Raw genomic sequence first — 17,938 nt, forward strand, 5'->3', positions numbered from 1 at the left:
TTCACTTTATAAAGAAGGAGGAAGCGGGAAAATACTTTCATACCTGCATTAAATTTTACTTAATAAGAAATCTTTGAGTTTCTCAACTTTTATATAAAATAAAACTGAATTTTCAGTTATTTTGTTATATAGTAAAAGAGAACGAATAAGGGGAGGGAACATTTTGAGTAAAAAGAAAATGGCAATTACACTGTCAGCAATGCTATCTGCAACAATTATACCTAGCTTTACTATGGATGTGCATGCAGAGAAGAAGGAAGAGACTAAAAGTACGAAAATTGAATTAGAAAATGGGATGACAAAACCGATTTATTCTCTCGATGAAGCTATTATCGAAAATTTATATGTAGAGACAGAAGTTGATAGTGATCGAGACGGTAAGAAAGACAGAGTATCGATAAAAGTTATGCGTCCAAAGACAGATCCGAATGTGAAAGTTCCTGTTATTTATGAAATGAGTCCATATCGATCTGGATTAAAAGATGTTCCTGTATATAATGTAGATGAAGAATTGTATGCGTATGAAGGAAAACCGTATGGAGCGGTTAATCTTGGTTCGTATGGGAACTATTACGTGCCAAGAGGTTATGCAGTTATTCTAGGCGAAAGTATCGGTACTGGAAAATCAGATGGATGCCCTACAACTGGAGATGAACAAGAGATACTCGGGACAAAATCTGTTATTGATTGGGTAAACGGTCGCGCGAAAGCATTTACAGAACAGGGTGAGGAAGTTCAGGCAAATTGGTCTACAGGAAATGTAGGTATGACTGGAGTTTCCTATAATGGTACTTTACCAAATGCTGTTGCGACTACTGGAGTCGAAGGTTTAAAAACAATTATTCCAATCGCAGCAATTAGTAGTTGGTATGATTATTATCGTGCAAATGGTGCAGTCATTGCTCCAGGCGGATATCAAGGGGAAGATACAGATAATATGGCAGAAGCAGTACTGACAAGGGAAAACCCTGAAGTTTGCGGACAAGTTATAAAAGAGTTAACGGCTGGACAAGACAGAAAAACAGGTAATTATAATGATTTTTGGGATAAACGTAACTATGTAAAAGATGCTAAAAATGTAAAAGCGAGTGTATTTGTTGTTCATGGTTTAAACGATTGGAATGTTAAAACAAAACAGTTCGCGCAATGGTGGGAAGCACTTGGAGAAAATAATGTTCCTCGTAAAATGTGGCTACATCAAGGTGGTCATGGTGGGACATCAAGTAATAACTGGCAGCAAACACAAAATAAATGGTTAGATTATTGGTTGTACGGAATTGAAAATGGAATTATGGATGAACCAATGGTTGATGTGCAAAGAGAAAATAAAACGTGGCAAAAGATAAAAAATTGGCCAGATCCATCAGCTGTACCTTCAAAAATCCGTATGTATTTAAGTAATAAATTAGTCAATTTGCCATTAAGTATGGGATCGGCTAATAAAGTTTTCTCATTCTTAGATGATGCACAAATGAAATCAAACCAATTAGTAGCAAACCCAGAATTAGAAGTAGCAAATCGATTAGTATATACAATGCCTGTACTGCAAAAAGATACGCGTATAAGTGGTACACCAAAGATTTCAATTACAGGAAATATTGATCGATCTGTATCAAATTTAACAGCATTACTTGTTGACTATGGAGGAGCGAAGCCGGAAATCGTAACGAGAGGCTGGATGGACCCACAAAACTTAAAGAGTATAGAAAATTCAACAGCGATTCAACCGGGCAAAGATTATACATTTACATGGGACATGCAGCCAGATGATTATGTATTTAAAGCGGGGCATCAAATCGGAGTTGTTTTAATTGCAAGTGATTATGATTATACAATTAGACCGAAAGCTGGCACGAAACTTACAGTGAAATTAAGTGAAGTGACATTGCCGATTGTGAAATAAATATTTTTTCTAAAGAGCTTACTAAAGTAAGCTCTTTAATTTGTAGTCTGAATTTTTAATTTTTATATTTCAAATTGGAAGGTTATGTAATACAATATCATTATATTCTATGGAAAGTGAGTGATATATTATGACAGTCAGCTCTTTCGAAATATCATTAAAATCAGAGGTGCAGGAAGATTAGTTGAATTGAAATCTTCCGTACGTAAAAACGGAGGAGAAAATAAATGTTTAGCTTTTATAGTACACTTTGTACAGAACTGTATGATTACACAAAACCAGTCGGTTATTCTTTAAATGGTGATATTGAGTATTACAAAAAACGTTTAAAAGATTGTAGAGGAAGAATCCTCGAAGCCGCAGTAGGTTCAGGACGTGTCATCATTCCGCTTCTAGAGGCTGGTTTTAAAGTGGATGGGATAGATTATTCACCTGAAATGCTAGATTCTTGCCGTAAGCGCTGTAAAGAGAGAGGCTTACATCCTAATTTATATGAAGGAAGCTTGCAACAATTTTCACTTCCGCATAAATATGACGCAATTATCATTCCTACTGGATCTTTTTGTTTAATTGAAAATCGTGTGGATTCTATAAATGCATTGAAATGTTTTTATGAACATCTTAATCCAGATGGACGATTAATCGTAGATATTATGCTTCCGCATGACTGGAAGACTGGGGAAATTCATACATCGACTTTCTCTTTGCCGAGTGGAGACGGAATCACATTAGAAAATAAATCAATTGAAATAGATTGGCTGAACCAAGTTACTGTGTCATATTTGAAATATGAAAAGTGGAGTAAAGGACAGTTAGTACAAACAGAATTGCAACGCTTTGCGCTGCGCTGGTATGGAATAGAAGAGTTTAAACTTCTTTTAGAAAGTATAGGTTTCTCTAATATTACTTGCTCTGCTGAATATGATTATGAAAAAGAACCGTCAAATGCAAATCAAATGATTACTTTTGAAGCTGTGCGAAAAGAATAGAACTAAAACTATGAATAAAAAATAAGGCGATCGATTTAAAATCGGCTGCCTTATTTTTTATTTTATGTAATGGTTTATAGAGAAAGATTGGAGGGAAATAAATGAAACTTATATTAATATTTGGCCCACAAGCAGTTGGAAAAATGACAGTGGGGCAAGAATTAGCAACATTAACCGGTTTAAAACTTTTTCATAACCACATGACAATTGATTTAGTAAGTCCAATTTTTGATTACAGTACGAAAGAAGCAAAAAGACTAGTAAGTTTATTTCGTAATGAAATATTTGAAGAAGTATCTAAAAGTGATTTATCTGGAATGATTTTTACGTATATATGGGCATTTGACCTCCAAGCGGATTGGGATTATATACATCATGTAGAAAGTATTTTTGAATCAAAAGGTGGGACAGTGTATTTTGTAGAGCTGGAAGCGGAATTAGATGAAAGATTAGAACGAAATAAAAGCCCGAATAGATTAGAACATAAACCGAAAAAAAGAGATATTGAGTGGTCTGAAAATAATTTGAAAGAAACGATGAAAAAGCATAGATTAAACTCTCTTCATGGTGAAATTGAAAAAGAAGAGTATATAAAAATTAATAACACGTATTTGAGTGCAAAAGAAGTAGCGGAAATGATTAAAGAGAAGTTTCAATTGTGAAATTTATGAAGTCTATTTCGTTTTCGTTGTCCAAGCATTCTCCTACTAATTACATATACTATTTATGTTAAAGTCGGCTACTATTTTATATAGGGCTGTTATTTTCCTATAAATGCTATTTTAGTGAAGTGGGAGGAATCAATTTGGAAAACGTAGAACAAGATAGAATTGAAAATCAAGTGTATTCAAATCGTGTAGTAAGATCAGAATTTGATTCGAATTGGGAAACTTGTATATCAAAGAGTGGTTATGTAATTTATGTAGCAACAAGTAATAATGCTGAAGTAATAGTGCTTCTTGCAGATGGTTCAAGTAAATTATTAATTTTCGAAAAAGGCGGTAAAGTAGTAGTTGGTGGCGGTGGAACAAGTCATTACAGTAAGCCGCATATTGCAAGAAATATTTAAGATAGAACATGTTAATTAAGAAGAAGCTGGAAAACGGTTGTCATTCATGTTTAGGGCATGATAGACGAACCGTTTTTTATTTGTTTATAAATTTAGAAGAACTTCATTGATTACAAATACATCAGGATGAGCAGCGAAATTAGAAGAAAACTTGGCGGGTAATGGTACAAAATATTATGTAGGTTTGCAAGAATCTTATAAGCGATATAAAAAAGCATTTCCTATTTGGGGAAACACTACTTCTATGTTATAGTATAATAGTGTTTTTAGATGGTGCTATTTTAATATATTTATAATTTTGTTATGTATTATTTTTATATTAAATAACCGTCTAAAGTATTTTTTTATATAAGGAGTAATAATTAGAGAAATGAAAAATATAGACTTTATACTAGAAAGTGATGAGGCATTAAAACCGTCTGAACGATTAGTACTATTATTATTAGAGAAGCATAGAATGTTATATACGAACGATCTATTGGCATTATCAAATTTATCATATAAAACATTAACAGATTCATTAACGGCGCTAGTTTTAAAATCGTATGTGTTAAAGGAAACAGGTAAGGGAAGAAGACAGAATTGCTATAGATTAGTATGATAAGGCAGCTGTTTTAGAAACTTTTACATATGTTTTTTCGATCGTAAGGTGAAATTGTATTTTTGTTTTCAAACGAAAAACTTACTACAAGAGGGGCTAAGATAGTAGTGTTTCATTTTTGTAAATGTAATTATTTCATCATTGAAAATACAAAAATAAAATAAACCGCATAAAACAAAAATAAAAAAACAATCCATTTTTAAAATGGATTGTTTTTTTATTGGAATAATATTATTTGATATGTTGAAAGCATAAATAGCAGAATAAACATTACCTGTTTTAGTTCATGCAACTGAACAAATATGATGAAAACTATGTGTATAGTTTTTTGCTTGCTTTTTCAGTAACTCTAATGAAATCATGGTCTTCATTGTTTAAAGGCAGTATTTTTAACATTATTGCTATTCAGCATTAAGCACAAAAAAAGTAATATATAATATTATTATGTAAACTTAAGATTTTAAAAGGAAAATATAATAATTAATAGAACATGTAGAAGGAGATGCTTAAATATTTTGAAGGATGGGAGATTATTATGGAGCATTTACAATCAATAGCACAAGCTGTTATAAGTGGTGATAAGGAAAAAGTAGTGGAGTTTATAAAGGCGAGTCCAAGTATTGTTAACGAATGTAGTAAAGATGGCTGGACACCACTTCATTTAGCAGCTTATTTTGGACAGAAAGAAATAGCGAGTTTTCTTTTAGAAAGCGGTGCAGATATACATAGTAGAGCAAAAAACGAAAATGAAAATACACCTTTGCAAGCGGCAATTGCGAACAAGCAAAGTGAACTTGTCGCTTTCTTAATTGAAAAAGGATCAGATGTAAATATTATGCAAAGTGGTGGCTGGACAGGACTCCACGAAGCAGCATTATTAGGAAATGAAGAAATAATTATGTTGCTCCTTAAAAATGGAGCTAATAAGATGATTAAGAAAAATGATGGGAAAACAGCGTATGATATTGCATTAGAAAAAGGATATAATCACCTTTTACATCATTTGAAACAGGAAGTGAACTTATGATGAATAAATGGAGTGTTGGTATATTTTTATTTAATGAAGTAGAAGTGTTAGACTTTGCAGGGCCATTTGAAGTTTTTTCTGTAACTGAGGTGAATGAAGAAAAAACATTTACTGTTTATACAGTTAGCGAGAATGGGGAAATGATTACAGCAAGGAATGGATTGAAGGTACAGCCAGATTATAGTATTGAAAATTTACCACCAGTGGATATTTTAATAATTCCGGGTGGGCTAGGTGCTAGAAAATATGAAATAAAAAATGAAATAGTAATAAAATGGATTCGCCAACAAATGAAAGAAGTAAAGCTGATGACTTCAGTTTGTACAGGAGCGCTATTACTGGCGAAAGCAGGTTTACTGGAAGGTTTAAAAGCAACAACACATTGGGCTAGTATTGAAAAGTTTAAAAATGAGTTTCAAAATGTTGAAGTTATAGAAAATGTAAAGTTTGTAGATGAAGGACATATTATAACATCTGCCGGAATTTCAGCTGGAATTAATATGGCATTTCATATTGTGAAAAACTTGTTAGGTATGCATGTTGCGGAGGACACAGCGAAGCGAATGGAGTATGATATTAGTTTGCCAAATTAAAAAGCCCGGATTGGGCTTTTTATATTGAATGAATATAGTTAAGCTCTTCATCACTCAAAATAGGGCGAACAGATGCGTTTGCATTTTCTTGTGCTTGTGTTCCTGTTTTTGCACCAGGAATTACAACACTTACTGCCGGATGAGAGAGTACATAGCGAAGTGCAAGTTGCCCTAAGGTCTGATTTTTATTTGAGAGCAGCCGAAGTTTCTCTACGGTTTGTAAGTCTTCTTGAAACCAAGTTTCATTTGGCCAATCTTTGCGTAAATCTCCATCTGGAAAAATTGTTTTATTTGTGAATTTTCCAGTTAAAATGCCCATTTTTAATGGACCACGAATAACAGCTCCTAGATTTTTCTCTTGTAAGAATGGTAATATATCTTTTTCTGGTTTTCGATTTAATATATTGTAATCAAGTTGTACGATATCAATTTCGTTGTTGTTATTGAAATGATGAATGTATTGTAAATCATGAGTCGAAACACCGACTGCTCTTACTTTGCCATCACGTTTTAATATGTCAAATGCACGTAGAAATGCTTCTGTTTCTCTACGATTATGCCACCAAATATGACAAAAATAAAGATCAACATAATCTGTTTGAAGACGTTGTAAACTTGTTTCGAATACGGCGATGATTTTTTCGGGAGTATCATATACAGGAACTCCATTAGGGTCGTAGTGATGCCCGATTAAACCACCTTTCGTTGATAGGATAATATCATTACGATGTCCTTTAATCGCGGTAGCCACCAACTTTTCGCTATGTCCTAAACCATACACATCCGCAGTATCAATAAAATTCACACCACACTCAATTGCTTTTTTTATAGCGGTTATAGATTGTTTATCGTTAACAGGTCCCCATTCATCACCGCCGATTGCCCATGCGCCAAAACCTATTTCAGAAACAGTTATTCCAGTTTTACCTAATGTGCGGTAATGCATATTCCCCCTCCTTGTAAGCATGTTATAACATGGATATGTGGGGAAGGAATTTTGTGTGTGAAAAAACTCTTCTACAATAGTAGAAAAAGAATTACAGAAACTACTATTTTATAGCAGCATGTATAAAAAAAAACGGTGTAAATATGGAAATGTCGTCGAATGCTATCTTTAATTGGTTAATTTATGGGATATTTTTGTGAAGGAGTTTATTTTATAAGAATAGAATTTAGTTTAGTAAGAAAACGTGCCGATGGTAGTGAAAAATATGGGTTAGGGGGATTTGAATGAGGAAACTCGAGCGAGTAAATGTTCCTAATATACCAGAGCAATTATCACAACCTAGTGACAAGCGTAGGATAAATAAAAAGAAGTTAAGGCGACTTATTTTAATGGTCCTTTTTATTGCAGCAACTACTCTGTACGTTCAATATATTTTAACGAAACAACAAGAAGTAATTGATAAAAAGAAAGATACGATTACGGATCAAAAGAAGCAATTAGTATCTTTAAAGAAAGATAAAGATTCTTTAAAGACTAACATAGAAAATTTAACAGACGATGAGGAAGAAATTTTGAAGTTAGCGAGAAAAGAGTATCAATTTTCTAAGTCAAATGAAACTATATTTGTGATGCCAAAGTAATAAAAAAACAGTTAGCCATTGAACTGCACCTCCAATTGTTAGGCAGCGTCTAACAATTGGAGGTGCAGTTTTTTATGTATGAATGTCATGGTACAAGGAACAATCACATATTGTAAAAATGAAGAGTTTAAGCTGTTTTCATAAATATGGAATATGCACTAAAATAAATGTTGTTAAAATTCTGTCAATTATATTATAATACAAGGTAAGCGGATACATTTTTTAATCAACGTTGAGTTCCTCGCTCATACGACTATTAAGAAACCCGTTATCCTCGTATAAGAAAGGAAGATAGCTGTGTACGCTTCAAATACAATTTATATCGTAGGGGATGCGAAAGCACCTCAAAATAATCCCATTACTGAAAAGTTTAAAAGCTATTTCGTAGCATTTATACTTGTTAAGGATACAGGGGAAATTGTAGATGCAGACTGCTCAGCGACAATTGCATTAACATCTCAATTTGTTAAATATTTATTTCTACATAAAAATATAAATGACCCGGCGTTAGTAATGGAAGTAAAGAACCGATATTTCGGTTCTTCTCAAAAAGCGTTACTTGTAGCGCTAAAAGATGCACAGAAAAAATATAATCAGATTGCTGCTTTGTCTACTCAATCATAGACAAAATCCAGCCGTAAGAATCATTCTTATGGCTGGATTTTTTTATTTCACATTATCGTCCTACATCAAAAGTAAACGAAAACAAAGTAGAGAGATAGAAGAGTAAATGCACAATAGGTTTACCTAATAATCCGTGGGTATAAATCTCCGGTGGATTAAAATTTCACTTCATTGGAGAATGAAAGGATGAACAAAATGAAAATTACAGATGTAAAAGTAAATCGTAGACGTGTAAAACTGCATACACCGTTTAAAACCGCGCTTCGTACTGTAACAGAAATTGAAAGTATAGATGTTTATATTCATACAGACGAAGGAGTGATTGGTAAGGGGGCTGCAGCCGCAACGCCAGTTATTACGGGGGATTTCACCAGCGGAATGGAAGAAGCGATTTTAGGACCGATGCGTTCATGTTTAATTGGTCAAGATATCATTCAGTTTCAGCAGTTACTACAGGGCATTCAAATGAGTTGTATTGGAAATTCAAGTGCGAAAGCAGCGGTAGATATCGCTTTATATGATGTATATTGCCAATATCAAAATGTGCCGTTATATGCATTGTTAGGCGGGAAGAAAGAAATTCATACCGATATTACAGTGAGTGTGGATGAGCCTGTATTAATGGCAAAAGAAGCGAAGAAACATATAGAAAAAGGATTTCAAACATTAAAGATTAAAGTGGGTAAAGAGGCACATTTAGATTTGGAACGTATTGAGGCAATTCGAAATGTGGTACCAAGAAATACGACATTACGTTTAGATGCGAATCAAGGTTGGAGTCCAAAAGAAGCGGTCTCTATCATTCAAGAGATGGAAAATCGTAATTTAAATATAGAATTTATTGAACAACCAGTACACGCGAAAGATTGGGATGGGTTAAAGTACGTCAAAGATCGTGTGCAAACGCCAATTATGGCCGATGAAAGTATATTTTCAGCAAGTGACGCATTAAAGCTCGTTCAAGGAAGATATGCAGATTTCATTAATATTAAATTAATGAAATGTGGTGGCATACGTGAAGCATGGCGTATTGCTGATATCGCAGAAACAGCTGGTGTGAAGTGTATGGTGGGCAGCATGATGGAGTCTTCACTTTCCGTTAGTGCTGTTGCGCATTTAGCGGCAGCGCATCCTAATATTCATTATTTTGATCTTGATGCACCGCTTTGGTTAATGGAAGAGCCAGAAGGAATGACTTATTCTGGATCAAAGGTAAACCTTCAATCGACAGTGAATAGTAAATCTTAGGAGAAGAGACAAGTAAACTATCTTTTAAGGGGGATATATATGAAAAAAGTAGGAACTGCATTTTTAACAACTTTATTTATATTTTCATCGTTTACATCGGCAAATGCTGAAGAAAAGAAGGATAATAAAGCATTTATAGATGTATCTGCTGCAACGTTATGGACAGCACCTGATTCATTAAGACCAATCGATACACCGAGTGCAACAAATCCAGTGGATCTATGGAAATGGACGAAATCAATGACACTTGACGAGAAACTATGGTTAACAAATGCAAATAAATTAGAAACACAAGCGTTACTCGGTCAAGAAGTAACTGTTATTGATAAGAAAGGCGAATGGGTGAAGGTATTAGTGCATGGACAGCCAACACCCCGAAATGAAGAAGGTTATCCGGGCTGGATGCCTGAAAAACAATTAACATATAATCAAGAATTTGCAGATAAAACAAATGAACCTTTTGTCTTAATAACCAAACCAACAGCGATTTTATATATAAACCCTTCTGAAAAACATAAATCACTTGAAGTCAGTTATAATACAAGGCTGCCGCTATTAAGTGAAGACACAATTTCATACCGTGTATTGTTGCCAAATGGGCAAAAAGCATGGATACGTAAAAATGATGGAACAGTTTACCAATCTCAAACTGATATTCCAACTCCGGCGGCCGATGATTTAATTAACACAGGGAAAATGTTTTTAGGATTACCGTATATATGGGCTGGTACAAGTGGTTTTGGATTTGATTGCTCTGGCTTCACGCATACGATCTATAAATCGCATGGCATTACAATTCCGCGAGATTCTGGACCGCAATCAAGAGCAGGAGTTGCAGTTGATAAAGAAAATCTACAAAAGGGAGATTTAATTTTCTTTGCACATGATCAAGGGAAAGGTAGTGTCCATCACGTCGCAATGTATATTGGTGATGGCAATATGATTCACTCACCAAGAGCTGAAAGATCGGTAGAGATTATACCGCTAAATACACCAGGATATATAGAAGAATACGCTGGTGCTCGTCGTTACTTACCTTAAAAATAGAGGGGGTTTTTAAATGAAAAAAGTTGTTCGTTACTCATTAGTTAGTACTCTATTCGTTTCTTCATTTTTAGTTGGCTGCGCAAAAGAAAAAACTGCAACAAAGCCGAAAGATGAGAAGAAAGTATTACAGTTACTAGAAACGGGTGAAATTCCGTCGTTAAATTCAGGGAAAGTAACAGATGCAGTCTCGTTTAACGTTTTGAATAACGTAATGGAAGGACTATTTCGTCTATCGAAAAATGATGAAGAAATTGAAGCCGGCGCACAAAAATATGAAGTGAGTAAAGATGGAAAGACATATACATTCCAATTGCGTGATGCGAAATGGTCTAACGGAGATCCAGTAACCGCCCATGATTACGTATACGCTTGGAAGCAATTGATTAATCCAGATACAGCTTCTCAATATGCATACATTGCGTACGATGTAAAAAATGCTGAGAAGATAAATAAAAAACAACTAGGTCTAGATGAATTAGGAGTAAAGGCGAAGGATGATAAAACATTCGTCGTAGAGCTAGAACATCCTGTACCATATTTTACGAAATTATTAATTTTACCATCCTTCTATCCAATTAACGAAAAATATGCGAAAGAGCAAGGTGATAAATATGGATTAGAAGCAAATAAAGCGGTATATAATGGACCGTTTACATTATCAGAGTGGAAGCATGAAGCTAGCTTTACAATGAAGAAAAACGATAAGTATTGGGATAAAAAAGAAGTGAAGTTAGATGAAGTAAACTATCAAATTGTAAAAGAAATTTCAACTGCGGTAAATTTATATGAAACAGATAAAGTTGATAGAGCTGTTATTTCTACAGAATTCGTAGATAAATATAAAAATAATAAAGAGCTAAAACAATATACAGATCCAGTTATGTACTTCTTCCGATTTAATGAAAATGTACCGATTCTTAAAAATAAAAATGCACGTCTTGCGCTAAGTACAGTTTTTGATAAGAAGGGACTCGCAGATTCATTTTTAAATGATGGATCGGTTGCAGCGAACTATTACGTACCAAAAGGATTTTTAAAGGGCCCAGATAAGAAAGATTTTAGAAGTACGTCTGGTGAGTTTAATAAGACAAATGTAAAACAGGCGAAGGAATATTGGGAGAAAGCAAAACAAGAGACAGGTACAAATGAAGTGACTTTAGAATTATTAAATTATGACTTAGAAAACTTTAAAAAAGTTGGAGAGTACATTAAAGAGCAGCTTGAGAAAAACTTACCAGGATTAAAAGTGAATGTGAAATTACAGCCGCATACGCAAAAATTAGCACTTGAGAAGAAGAAAGAATATGAAATGTCGTTATCACGCTGGTTACCAGATTATCCAGATCCAATGACTTACTTAGAAGTATTCCTTTCTGGAAGCAGTGTTAATAATACAGAATATGCAAATCCAGAATATGATGCATTAATTAAGAAGATTAAAACAGAATTAGGTAATGATGAAAAGGCTCGCTGGAAAGCAATGCAAGATGCTGAAAAAATGCTACTTGATGATGCAGTAATTGCACCGGTATTCCAGCGTGGATTATCTTACTTACAAAAACCATATGTGAAAGATTTATATGTACATCAATTTGGTCCAGCTACAAGTTTAAAATGGGCAGATTTACAAAAATAAAAGAATGGGGAAACAGACTTCACGTATGTGATAGTCTGTTTTTTCTTATTTAAAGTTAGAAAAATAGTTCATGGTATAATTTATTAGTCTGTAAACAGTATTTGGAGGGAAAATGATGTCTATGTTTGAAGAAGAGAAAGTAATTTATACAAAAAGATTATTTATGAGGAAACCAATTGTAGAAGATATTGATCAGTTTTATAACATATTAAAAAAAGATACTGTTGGCAAATGGCTGGCTAAATCAAGAGGAATGTCGAAGGAAGAAACAAATGATTATATTGGGCAACTTATCTTACATTGGGAACAGTATGACTTCGGGGTATGGTTGTTATTTAATAGTGAAACAGGAAAACTTTTAGGACATTGTGGTTTAAGAAAGGTAGATGAAACAGGTGAAATAGAAATTATGTATCTCCTTGACCCAGAACATTGGAGGAATGGGTATGCATTAGAAGCAGCAGAGGCTTCCATTAAATATGCAATAGAGACTTTGAATGTAACAAGAATAATTGCTAGAGTTAAAGTAGCAAATGAGAGCTCGAAAAAACTTTTACGAAAGCTCGGGTTTATATATACTCATGAAGTTAATCATAGCGGGCGTTTATTATCATATTTTGAACTTCATACATCATCCAAAGAATTCTAGACATTTCATATGTTTTTTTATTGTTAAAAAATAAAATTATTACTAAAATTCCAGTGTGAAATTTATGTAGAATCTTGTATAATTAACGTGTTTCTATGGAAACATTTTCTTGTGCTATTTATATAGGACTTAATAGAACAAGGAAGGAAATACATACATGTATATAATAGATAAATAGAATGAAACATGTATAGAGAAAAAGGAGAGAAAAGATGACGTGTCAAAAACAAGGGTTACAATTTAATAGCAATAGAAAGAGGAACAGAAGATGAAAATGAAAATGAAGCATGCTTTTGGTCCTATAATTTTAGCGTGTGTGCTTTTTTTCATTATCATTCTAATCCCATCGAAAAGTTTAGTATCGCTTATTAGTGATAAGAAGGTAGAAGATGCGGCAACTTCTTTACAAAAAGAGAAATTACAAAGTGTTTTCTTACAGCAAAAAATGTTAGAGAATTCACAGTATTTACCGATGTACGGTTCATCAGAATTTTTACGAATGGATGCATATCATCCGTCTAATTATTTCAAAGTAAATCCAGCTGGTTTTACACCGTTTTTAATTGGAACTGGTGGTACACAAAGTTTAGCTCATATTTTAAATATGACATCTACTATGGATGAATTAGAAGGTAAAAAAGTAGTCTTTGTTCTTTCACCACAATGGTTTACAAAGACTGGTGTATCACAAGGGGATTTCACTAATAATTTCTCCAAACAACAAGCATATCATTTTATTTTTAATGATAAGATAAATCCAGAAATGAAGAAGCAAATCGCGAAACGGCTATTAGATTATAAAGTTGTTCAAGAAGATGATATATTAAAAAATTCATTAGAAGGTATTGTATATAATGATACGAAACATAACATAAAAGCAGGTTTAGTTAAACCACTTGCTTATATGCATCGAAATATTTTAGATCATAGAGATATATTTAACTCTTTATTTAAAATCGAACCGATGAAGGAGAAAACAAATATCGGACTTCGTTCAATTTCTTGGGAAGACGCACGTAAACACGCAGAACAAGAAGGGAAAGCTGAGTCTACTACAAATACATTCGGAATTGAAAATCCGTATTATCATAAGAATAATCTGAAGAAAAAACTAAAAGGTTTAAAAAACTTTAGAGCAAATGAAACATATGATGAATCACCAGAATACGATGATTTACAAATTATTTTAGATTTATTTAAAGAGAAAAATGTCAAACCACTCTTTATTTCTGTACCTGTAAATGGACCTTGGTATGATTATACTGGCTTCCCGAAAGAACGCCGTGAAGTGTATTATAAAAAAGTTCGAGAACAGGTTGAGAAAGCAGGATATCCAGTAGTTGATTTCTCTGGTCATGAATATGATAAGTATTTCTTAAAAGATACGATTCATTTGGGCTGGAAAGGTTGGATTTATTTTGATGAAGCAGTGCAGAAATTTAATTCTGAGAAATAAAGTATAGAAATCGGAATGGCTATGAGCCGTTCCGATTTTTTTAGTATAGAGGATTTTGGTGAGGACAATTTGGGAATGCATGTATATCTTGAATCTGTCTATAATCATAATGTTTCATTGCAAACTGGGCTTGATAAAGGTATTCATACACATATAATTGACCATCATGAGCTGAACATAATACACCAGAAGTTCCTTGCCCATTTATGAAGGAAATACCGATAGAGCGTCCGATTAAGTATGGTATTTTTTGCTGCCAATGCATAGGGGAATCAATCCTTTTTGAGATAATATACGAAAGAAATGATTAAATGGTTGCTTATCCATGTAAATGTAGAGGGAAAGGTATTATATAATTCCTGAAGATTAATTCATATATAAATAAAAAACCACTATAATTCCGAATGAATTTATAGCGGTTTTTATTATATTCTTAAGCGAGATTTTTACGCTTTTTTGTCCATTTTTTTATAACGAAGTATAAAAGTATAAGTACGACGCCACCAATTGCGAATGATTTCACATACGGACCAGCAATATCATTTATATTCTCCCAATTTTCACCTAGTTTTTCACCTAAATAAATGAAAATAATAGACCAAGGGATAATCGCAAGTGCTGTTAATGTAGTGAAACGTAGTAATGGCATTTTTGTAATACCAGCAGGAATTGAAATCGCATGACGCACTACTGGAATGAAGCGTGCTGTAAAAATGACGCCAGTTCCGTAACGATTAAACCAATCTTCTGCAGCATCTATTTGTTTTTTATGTATGAAAATATATTTTCCGTAACGTTCTAATATAGGGCGTCCGCCGTATCGTCCAAGCCAATAAATAAAGATTTGGGCAATAACACCGCCAATTGTACCGAATACAACTGCGCCTATAAATGAGATACTTCCATTGAATACTAAGTATCCTGCATAAGCAAGGACAATTTCACTTGGGATAATTTCAATCATAAGTCCAAGCATAATACCCCAATAACCTAATCCTTCAAAAAACGTTAATACTGAATGAATAAAACTACTTAACATTGTTGCACCTTCTAGTTTATGAATTTTTGAGTATAAGAACCTTTTATTTAATTACCTAAAAGGTTCACTATATGTAGATTATACCTTATTTACATAGGGGATTGCTATTTCAATTCTTTTATGTCTCTCATAAGTATTATAGTAAAGTATATAAGCTACGTTTTCATGAACGGTTAATGAAAAGATTATTAAAAATTTCTCATATATCAATGATAATAGACTGAAAATTAAGTATAATGATATAGGTCTTTCATTTACAAAAATAGGAGGAGAACGTATGTATATTACAGATCCGATTTATAGACCAATCTCTATTCGTGATAGAGATATCCTTCGATTGATAGATACAAAAGCATTTCAAAGGTTGGCGAATATTAAACAACAAGGACATACTTATTTTTTACATGAGAACGCAATACATACGAGGAAAGAACATTCGATAGGTGTATATGTGCTAGTAAATAAAGTGATAGAACATCTTACTGAGATTGGTGACATACATTTATCGAAATATGAACGAAAGCTAGTATCTACTGTAGCCCTTCTACATGATGTTGGACATGGGCCATATTCACATTGTTTTCAGCAAATATCGGGTGAAGATCATAGTGAGTGGACGGTACGAATCATTCAAGAGGACGAAGAAATACGTACGATTTTAAATCAAACACCTAGATTATTAGATGATGTAACGAAAGCTTTAACAGAAGATGGAGTTTTTCCAATTATAGATGAGCTCTTATTTAATTCATTAGGAATGGATCAATTAGATTTTTGGAATAGAGATTTATATTATTCGTCGCTTGAATTAGAAGGTTTACAGATAGAAGGATTGATTGCTAACATGCGCTTAATTGACGGTAAACTTGTTATTGAAGAATCGGGAATCCCCTTCATCGAACAATTAATGAAAATGAAAGAAGGGCTTTACAATAATGGATTTGGCCACCCGTTTGTGATAGGAAAAGACATATTGCTGCAAACAATTTTTAAAATGATAGAGGAGAAAAATCTTTCGTTCTATACTCCCGAACTTCAAAACTTCTTTCATAAAGGAGAGAAGTTAGAAGTAGAAGACTTTCTTCCGTTACAAGATGAAATGATTTTAAATGAAATACAGTGCTTTGCAAAATCAGATGATGTTGAAATAGTATCTTTAATTCAACTTTATGTTTCACCAACTAAAAGTTTATCATTTCAAAAAGGAGTGGAGGGTGATTTTAAAAAGGAAAATAACAATTTAGCGATAATAACTGAGAAAAAGGCGTACAGTTCATATGCAGGTGGTATTTACGTCCATAGTGAGGGGCAGTTAGAGGACATTTTAGAGAAATCAAATTTCATTCAAGAGATAGTAAAATTGCCTAAAAAAGAATATGCCTATTCAATTTGATTTGGTTCGAAAATAAAAAATGAATGAGATGGAAACGTAAATTTAGAGGAGGGAATAAAATACATGAAACATAAAATTGCTGTACTGGCAGATGTACATGGAAATGCAACTGCTTTAAAAGCAGTTATCGAAGATTCTATGAAAGAAGGTGTGACTGATTATTGGTTTTTAGGAGATTTAATTATGCCTGGTCCTGGATCGAATGATTTGTTTGAAATATTAGAAAGTATTAACGTTGATACTTATGTACAAGGAAACTGGGAAGATAGTTTTCTTGACGTTCTTAATAAAAATATTGATATTGATAACGCAACTGATATTTATGTTTCTAGATTAGTTCAGTATCAATGTGAAAACCTGGATGAAAACTATATTAAGCATGTTAAAAATTTACCATTACATATAACAAAACAGGTTAATGATTTATCAATCAGTATTAGTCATAATCTACAAAATAAAAATTACGGAGGAGATTTGTGGCCCACTAATAATCAGGAACAGTTTGATCGGCTATTTGATCGTGATTATGATATTGCGATTTACGCTCATACCCACCATCAATTGTTGCGCTATAGTAGCAATGATCAATTAATTATTAACCCAGGAACAGTTGGACAACCTTTTTACAAGTGGAATAAGCTAAACTCTGACTTGCGTGCTCAGTATGCAATTCTTGAAATTGATGAGGCAGGGATTACTGATGTGAGGTTTAAAAAGGTTTTTTACGATGTAGAAAAGGAATATAAAAATGCCATGAATAAAAATCTTCCTTACATTGATTTATATCGTGAGCTGTTAGAGACAGGAAAAACTCATACGCATGATATTGAATTATTACAAGAAATTAATGACAAATATAATTATAAAGATGAAGTAATTAAGTTTATCGAGAAAATGTGATAGGAATTTAATAGAAAGAAATGAACATTGTTGAATGTTAGGTTAGTAATGTTTTTTACATAATACATAATCAAGAGTTATTTTATAATGAAACTTAGATGTAAAATGATTTTTGTATTTTATATTGATTGAAAACAAGCATCCCCCTGTCCTAGGTATATGACGGGGGATGCTTGT

The 17,938-nt window shown here is 33.2% G+C and carries 19 protein-coding genes; 16 read left to right on the forward strand and 3 right to left on the reverse strand.

From position 1 onward, the window contains the following. The first annotated feature begins 163 nt into the window (after positions 1 to 163). From MKY38_RS08120 to MKY38_RS08150, 7 genes are all read left to right on the forward strand, one after another. Positions 164 to 1,903, forward strand: coding sequence for a Xaa-Pro dipeptidyl-peptidase (locus MKY38_RS08120; RefSeq protein ID WP_000038302.1), 1,740 nt, complete (start codon positions 164 to 166; stop codon positions 1,901 to 1,903). 227 nt (positions 1,904 to 2,130) lie between these two features. Continuing rightward, the gene (locus MKY38_RS08125; protein ID WP_000490927.1) at positions 2,131 to 2,892 is read left to right on the forward strand and encodes a class I SAM-dependent methyltransferase; all 762 of its coding nucleotides are present in this window, start codon (positions 2,131 to 2,133) and stop codon (positions 2,890 to 2,892) included. Positions 2,893 to 2,993: 101 nt separating this feature from the next. Beyond that, on the forward strand, positions 2,994 to 3,554 hold the full coding sequence (locus MKY38_RS08130; RefSeq protein ID WP_000767062.1) for an AAA family ATPase: 561 nt from the start codon (positions 2,994 to 2,996) through the stop codon (positions 3,552 to 3,554). Between the two features lie 143 nt (positions 3,555 to 3,697). After that, positions 3,698 to 3,961: a hypothetical protein gene (locus MKY38_RS08135; RefSeq protein ID WP_000432429.1), complete on the forward strand. Its 264-nt coding sequence runs from the start codon at positions 3,698 to 3,700 to the stop codon at positions 3,959 to 3,961. 370 nt (positions 3,962 to 4,331) lie between these two features. Beyond that, positions 4,332 to 4,562, forward strand: a complete 231-nt coding sequence (locus tag MKY38_RS08140; protein WP_000789031.1) for a hypothetical protein — start codon at positions 4,332 to 4,334, stop codon at positions 4,560 to 4,562. Between the two features lie 535 nt (positions 4,563 to 5,097). Then, complete coding sequence (locus MKY38_RS08145) at positions 5,098 to 5,589, forward strand: ankyrin repeat domain-containing protein (RefSeq protein ID WP_000400674.1); 492 nt, start codon at positions 5,098 to 5,100, stop codon at positions 5,587 to 5,589. Further along, positions 5,586 to 6,182, forward strand: coding sequence for a DJ-1/PfpI family protein (locus MKY38_RS08150; RefSeq protein WP_000981430.1), 597 nt, complete (start codon positions 5,586 to 5,588; stop codon positions 6,180 to 6,182). The genes MKY38_RS08145 and MKY38_RS08150 overlap by 4 nt, the downstream gene beginning before the upstream one ends. 19 nt (positions 6,183 to 6,201) lie before the next feature. Here MKY38_RS08150 and MKY38_RS08155 read toward each other — a convergent pair whose 3' ends face one another. Then, complete coding sequence (locus MKY38_RS08155) at positions 6,202 to 7,128, reverse strand: aldo/keto reductase (RefSeq protein ID WP_114555527.1); 927 nt, start codon at positions 7,126 to 7,128, stop codon at positions 6,202 to 6,204. A gap of 284 nt (positions 7,129 to 7,412) precedes the next feature. Between MKY38_RS08155 and MKY38_RS08160 the strand changes: the two genes are divergently transcribed. The 7 genes from MKY38_RS08160 to dltD all read left to right on the forward strand — a co-directional run bounded on the left by MKY38_RS08160 (position 7,413) and on the right by dltD (position 14,429). Further along, positions 7,413 to 7,769, forward strand: coding sequence for an FtsB family cell division protein (locus MKY38_RS08160; protein WP_001228371.1), 357 nt, complete (start codon positions 7,413 to 7,415; stop codon positions 7,767 to 7,769). A 297-nt stretch (positions 7,770 to 8,066) separates the two neighbouring features. Further along, complete coding sequence (locus tag MKY38_RS08165) at positions 8,067 to 8,393, forward strand: DUF3870 domain-containing protein (RefSeq protein ID WP_000271312.1); 327 nt, start codon at positions 8,067 to 8,069, stop codon at positions 8,391 to 8,393. A gap of 186 nt (positions 8,394 to 8,579) precedes the next feature. Further along, positions 8,580 to 9,641, forward strand: coding sequence for a dipeptide epimerase (locus MKY38_RS08170; protein WP_114555526.1), 1,062 nt, complete (start codon positions 8,580 to 8,582; stop codon positions 9,639 to 9,641). A 39-nt stretch (positions 9,642 to 9,680) separates the two neighbouring features. Next, positions 9,681 to 10,682 (forward strand): C40 family peptidase, encoded by a 1,002-nt coding sequence (locus MKY38_RS08175; RefSeq protein ID WP_065224832.1) that lies wholly within the window; start codon positions 9,681 to 9,683, stop codon positions 10,680 to 10,682. A gap of 19 nt (positions 10,683 to 10,701) precedes the next feature. Beyond that, entirely contained in the window at positions 10,702 to 12,324 is a 1,623-nt protein-coding gene (locus tag MKY38_RS08180) for a peptide ABC transporter substrate-binding protein (RefSeq protein ID WP_065224833.1), read from the forward strand. 115 nt (positions 12,325 to 12,439) lie between these two features. After that, a complete protein-coding gene (locus MKY38_RS08185; protein WP_065224834.1) occupies positions 12,440 to 12,973 on the forward strand; it encodes a GNAT family N-acetyltransferase in 534 nt (177 codons plus the stop codon). Positions 12,974 to 13,247: 274 nt separating this feature from the next. Then, entirely contained in the window at positions 13,248 to 14,429 is a 1,182-nt protein-coding gene (dltD, locus tag MKY38_RS08190) for a D-alanyl-lipoteichoic acid biosynthesis protein DltD (protein WP_000782308.1), read from the forward strand. Positions 14,430 to 14,469: 40 nt separating this feature from the next. Here the strand turns inward: dltD and MKY38_RS08195 are convergent, their stop codons facing one another. Both MKY38_RS08195 and MKY38_RS08200 read right to left on the reverse strand, forming a co-directional pair. After that, entirely contained in the window at positions 14,470 to 14,694 is a 225-nt protein-coding gene (locus MKY38_RS08195) for a hypothetical protein (RefSeq protein ID WP_070180209.1), read from the reverse strand. Between the two features lie 168 nt (positions 14,695 to 14,862). Further along, a complete protein-coding gene (locus MKY38_RS08200) occupies positions 14,863 to 15,468 on the reverse strand; it encodes a DedA family protein (RefSeq protein ID WP_000952913.1) in 606 nt (201 codons plus the stop codon). Positions 15,469 to 15,745: 277 nt separating this feature from the next. On the opposite strand from MKY38_RS08200, the gene MKY38_RS08205 reads away from it, so the two are divergent. Beyond that, a complete protein-coding gene (locus MKY38_RS08205; RefSeq protein ID WP_070180208.1) occupies positions 15,746 to 16,861 on the forward strand; it encodes an HD domain-containing protein in 1,116 nt (371 codons plus the stop codon). A gap of 63 nt (positions 16,862 to 16,924) precedes the next feature. Further along, complete coding sequence (locus MKY38_RS08210; RefSeq protein ID WP_025709494.1) at positions 16,925 to 17,761, forward strand: metallophosphoesterase family protein; 837 nt, start codon at positions 16,925 to 16,927, stop codon at positions 17,759 to 17,761. Positions 17,762 to 17,938: the final 177 nt, after the last annotated feature.

The organism is Bacillus sp. FSL R5-0585 (genome assembly GCF_038004545.1).
In the GTDB taxonomy this organism is placed as follows: Bacteria; Bacillota; Bacilli; order Bacillales; family Bacillaceae_G; genus Bacillus_A; species Bacillus_A cereus.

Bases quoted from the DNA above. Each gene is read 5' to 3' on its own strand.
- MKY38_RS08155 (WP_114555527.1), bottom strand. From the start codon at position 7,128: ATGCATTACCGCACATTAGGTAAAACTGGAATAACTGTTTCTGAAATA.
- MKY38_RS08185 (WP_065224834.1), top strand. From the start codon at position 12,440: ATGTCTATGTTTGAAGAAGAGAAAGTAATTTATACAAAAAGATTATTT.
- MKY38_RS08170 (WP_114555526.1), top strand. From the start codon at position 8,580: ATGAACAAAATGAAAATTACAGATGTAAAAGTAAATCGTAGACGTGTA.
- MKY38_RS08140 (WP_000789031.1), top strand. From the start codon at position 4,332: ATGAAAAATATAGACTTTATACTAGAAAGTGATGAGGCATTAAAACCG.
- MKY38_RS08150 (WP_000981430.1), top strand. From the start codon at position 5,586: ATGATGAATAAATGGAGTGTTGGTATATTTTTATTTAATGAAGTAGAA.
- MKY38_RS08180 (WP_065224833.1), top strand. From the start codon at position 10,702: ATGAAAAAAGTTGTTCGTTACTCATTAGTTAGTACTCTATTCGTTTCT.
- MKY38_RS08210 (WP_025709494.1), top strand. From the start codon at position 16,925: ATGAAACATAAAATTGCTGTACTGGCAGATGTACATGGAAATGCAACT.
- MKY38_RS08195 (WP_070180209.1), bottom strand. From the start codon at position 14,694: ATGCATTGGCAGCAAAAAATACCATACTTAATCGGACGCTCTATCGGT.
- MKY38_RS08205 (WP_070180208.1), top strand. From the start codon at position 15,746: ATGTATATTACAGATCCGATTTATAGACCAATCTCTATTCGTGATAGA.
- MKY38_RS08130 (WP_000767062.1), top strand. From the start codon at position 2,994: ATGAAACTTATATTAATATTTGGCCCACAAGCAGTTGGAAAAATGACA.
- dltD (WP_000782308.1), top strand. From the start codon at position 13,248: ATGAAAATGAAGCATGCTTTTGGTCCTATAATTTTAGCGTGTGTGCTT.
- MKY38_RS08125 (WP_000490927.1), top strand. From the start codon at position 2,131: ATGTTTAGCTTTTATAGTACACTTTGTACAGAACTGTATGATTACACA.
- MKY38_RS08160 (WP_001228371.1), top strand. From the start codon at position 7,413: ATGAGGAAACTCGAGCGAGTAAATGTTCCTAATATACCAGAGCAATTA.
- MKY38_RS08145 (WP_000400674.1), top strand. From the start codon at position 5,098: ATGGAGCATTTACAATCAATAGCACAAGCTGTTATAAGTGGTGATAAG.
- MKY38_RS08175 (WP_065224832.1), top strand. From the start codon at position 9,681: ATGAAAAAAGTAGGAACTGCATTTTTAACAACTTTATTTATATTTTCA.
- MKY38_RS08200 (WP_000952913.1), bottom strand. From the start codon at position 15,468: ATGTTAAGTAGTTTTATTCATTCAGTATTAACGTTTTTTGAAGGATTA.